The sequence below is a fragment of the Desulfosarcina sp. genome (genome assembly GCF_046496365.1).
GTDB lineage: Bacteria > Desulfobacterota > Desulfobacteria > Desulfobacterales > Desulfosarcinaceae > Desulfosarcina.
The window spans coordinates 1-3373 of record NZ_JAWOHB010000171.1 but is presented as its reverse complement, the minus strand read 5'-3'; the positions used below and the strand labels follow the sequence as shown (position 1 = coordinate 3373).

Here is a 3373-nt window from a genome sequence, read left to right as displayed (position 1 = left end):
GTAGCGAGAGCATCATGCTCATCGCTGCGCGGGTTTTGTTTATTGTGATGTAGTATGTCAACGGGTGGTATTCGGCGGAACCGGTGTGGTCAAAAAACAACTTGGGCCAAATGATGTCCCAAGCCTGTTCTCAGAGATATTGTGGAGAAAATTTTGAAGGGATTTTCATGGGAACCACAAAAGTCAAGAAAATCAAGACATTTTGGAACTCATCGGCCAAGGTGAAAGCCTGAGGCTGGAGTTCAAGAGCGATCGAAAAGGGATTCCGGACCGGGAACTCGTGGCGGCCATCGTGGCGCTGGCCAACACCGAGGGCGGCGAGTTGCTGCTCGGTGTCGAGGACGACGGTACGGTTACCGGGTTGCATGCCCATTGACTCACTGATCATCCTGTCCCGCCTGTCACAGATTGTGACATCAAGTTGGGGTGGTGTCAGAAAATTTCCTTTGGCTTTCACCGAACAGGGCGTTGCCATGCTGTCGAGCGTGCTGAACAGCGAACGGGCCTTGGCTATGGACGTCCCGCTCGCTCCCTTGCGGAATGACGGATTTTAGGAAATCGACATTTGGACGGCGATTCATCGACAATCAGCCGATGAAAAACTTGCAATTGGACGGACCGTCTGATCAAGACGCCCAAGCTGCATTTGGGCGACACCGGGCTGGCGTGCGCCCTGCTGGGCTTGAACGGGGATACCTTGTGGGTGGACCGACCTCTGTTCGGGCGGTTGCTGGAAACATTCGTCGTTCAGGCGACCTTCGTCGATTACCTGGAGGCAGGCCCACGGATCGGAGTCGGCGGTCGATAGGAGGCAGGGGACATAGAATGTCCCGCCCGCCGCACTTCATTTAAATACAATCTGTTGGGTCCAGGCTATCGCCGGTGTTTATATTTTAACGGATTTTAATTACAACGCCACTCTCGACTTTTATTTTAGAAAATGGCAATATTTTGAAATAAGAGTCCGGCGGGATCTTTCAAATCTCAAATAGGTAAAATTAGGATGAGTCTCACGGATGCCCGGCATCGCGCTGGCAAATACATCCGGCAACTGGAGGGGTATGCCGCTTTTATCCCGGCCCCTCTGCCTCCGGTGCCCCCCGTTGTCATCGACGCAGAGATGATGCGTCTGCTTTCTGATGCGGACAGAGCTTTGGGGCGGCTGGATGGAGTGACCACCATCTTGCCCAATCCTGACCTTTTCGTGGCCATGTACGTGCGGCAAGAGGCGGTTTTCAGCTCCCAGATCGAAGGCACCCAAAGTACCCTGGAAGATGTGTTGGCCTATGAAGCCGGGCCAGCCAGGGACAAGCGGCCGCAGGATGTCGAGGAGGTCGTCAACTATGTCGGGGCGATGAACTACGGCCTGCGAGCACTTGCAGATCTGCCGTTGAGTTTGCGCCTTATTCGCCAAATTCATGCTGAACTGCTCAAGGGGGTTCGCGGCGGCGAGCGGACGCCGGGCGAGTTCAGACGCACCCAAAACTGGATCGGTCGAGGGGGGTGTACCCTTGTTGACGCGGAATTTGTGCCGCCTCCACCGCACCAGATGAGGGAATCCCTGGATAATTTCGAAAAATTTCTGCACGACCGGGCGTCCTTGCCGATCTTGATCCATTGCGGTTTGGCCCATGCTCAATTTGAGACTATCCATCCGTTTTTGGACGGTAACGGGAGAATTGGCCGGCTTTTAATCACGTTCCTGCTCTGTGTAAGCCAAGTGCTTCAAAAGCCGCTGCTCTACCTGAGCTATTATCTCAAGGCATACCGTGCCGAGTATTATGACCGGCTGATGGCAGTTCGAAACGCCGGTGATTGGGAAGGTTGGCTGCGCTTTTTTCTTCGTGGTGTCTACGAGGTCAGCAAGGCATCCACCGCTACCGCGAGAGCCATTCTCGCCATGCGCGAGACGCATAGAACGATGATTTCGGAAAAATGGTCTAGTAGCGCCAATGGGTTGAAGCTACTTGACCACTTGTTCGAAAAACCCATGGTCACTGTCCGGGAAGCGGAACAAGTCATGGGCGTCTCATATGTGACAGCGGCCCAAGTTATCTCAAATCTTGAGGATTCCGGCCTGCTGAAGGAAATTACCGGCCAAAAGCGATACAAAGTTTTTCGCTACGACCCTTACCTGACCTTATTCAACCAGCAAGCCATCGCCATCCCCGGGGAAGTCGAAGACAACGGTTCTGAGGACGAAATTGAGTCGGCCGACTGACCCTGACAGGCAAAATTAAATGGACAAACCCACCCGCAACCAGATCCGGAAACCCACCCAGGACGCCCGTGCCCTGCTTGAGACCGAATTCAGCCAGCAGTTGGAGGCCCTTTTCGACATCCACTCCGACGGCACCATTGCAAGGGAGGGCCGGGGCGCATCTGAAGACCGCCCAGCGGATTATTCGGCAAAAGATCGTGGCCGCCATCGCCCATGAAAAGGCCGGCGGGATATCGGGCCGCGATGCCGTGGCTGCCTACCTTCGTGTGGCATCGTTTACCTGCCTGAACCGGTTTGTAGCCTTGAAGATGCTGGACCGGGATCTGGCGGAGATCATCGGTGTCCCGACAAAGGTCATCAAACAGGCTGTTCGTCGCAACGGGGATCGTTTTCCCGAGGACTTCATGTTCGAGCTGGGCGAAGAGGAAAACGACTGAGTCCGATTTGACGGCCATTGCGTGAATGGGTATTCTGGCCTTACGCGCAATCGTCATTGCCCCTTTTGTGACCGATGCGCGCTTGACATCGGTTGGCAAACCCGGCGCAGGCATGGTGGCGCTTGCCATGGAAAAAGCATCCGTATTGATCTCGAATGCGTTTCATGAAAGGGGCCTGGGGCGAATCCGAAGAAACTGCTGGGGTCGATTCTGGCAGGTTCTCGCAATGTCCGGTTTCGGGATTTTGTCGGGCTGCTGAGGGCCTTTGGATTTCACCTTGCGCGTACAGAAGGCAGCCACCAGGTATTTGTCCATCCCGATCTGCCGGAACTGATCAATCTGCAAGAACCAAGAACATGGACACCGCACGACAGGAGGACGGAACAATGCCCGGAGTCATCTCGACCGAGGCCATCACCGGCCGGATCTATTCGATCCTGGGGCAAAAGGTGATGCTGGATCGCGATCTTGCCGCGCTATACTAGGGTGGCCACACGGGTGTTGAACCAGGCGGTCAGCCGCAATTTGGAACGGTTTCCAGGCGACTTCATGTTCGAGCTGAGCCGGGATGAGATTACGAGGATATCACAATTTGTGATATCCTCGAACATTAAATATTCCAAGCGCGTTCGAGCGTTTACGGAGCACGGCGCCTTGATGGCGGCCAGTTTGCTGAATTCACCGCATGCCATCCAGACGAGCCTTTTTGTTGTCA

At 54.7% G+C, this 3373-nt stretch carries 7 protein-coding genes and 1 pseudogene; all 8 read left to right on the top strand.

Annotated features, from left to right (window positions below; translation table 11 throughout):
- Positions 1-202 precede the first annotated feature (202 nt).
- Entirely contained in the window at positions 203-376 is a 174-nt protein-coding gene (locus R6V78_RS17420; protein WP_410290652.1) for a helix-turn-helix domain-containing protein, read from the top strand.
- 246 nt (positions 377-622) lie between these two features.
- Positions 623-808, top strand: coding sequence for a DUF4143 domain-containing protein (locus R6V78_RS17415; protein ID WP_410290654.1), 186 nt, complete (start codon positions 623-625; stop codon positions 806-808).
- 195 nt (positions 809-1003) lie between these two features.
- The gene (locus tag R6V78_RS17410; RefSeq protein ID WP_410290651.1) at positions 1004-2221 is read left to right on the top strand and encodes a Fic family protein; all 1218 of its coding nucleotides are present in this window, start codon (positions 1004-1006) and stop codon (positions 2219-2221) included.
- Between the two features lie 19 nt (positions 2222-2240).
- Positions 2241-2438, top strand: coding sequence for a hypothetical protein (locus R6V78_RS17405; protein WP_410290650.1), 198 nt, complete (start codon positions 2241-2243; stop codon positions 2436-2438).
- Complete coding sequence (locus R6V78_RS17400; RefSeq protein WP_410290649.1) at positions 2419-2658, top strand: ORF6N domain-containing protein; 240 nt, start codon at positions 2419-2421, stop codon at positions 2656-2658. Before R6V78_RS17405 ends, R6V78_RS17400 begins: the two co-directional genes overlap by 20 nt.
- A gap of 195 nt (positions 2659-2853) precedes the next feature.
- Positions 2854-2976: pseudogene (locus R6V78_RS17395) on the top strand (type II toxin-antitoxin system HicA family toxin); the annotation flags it as partial.
- Positions 2977-3014: 38 nt separating this feature from the next.
- Positions 3015-3143 carry a hypothetical protein gene (locus tag R6V78_RS17390; RefSeq protein ID WP_410290648.1) on the top strand — a complete coding sequence of 43 codons (129 nt, stop codon included), beginning with the start codon at positions 3015-3017 and terminating at the stop codon, positions 3141-3143.
- A gap of 1 nt (position 3144) precedes the next feature.
- Positions 3145-3373: ORF6N domain-containing protein (locus R6V78_RS17385; protein WP_410290653.1), on the top strand; the 229-nt coding region annotated here is incomplete at its 3' end.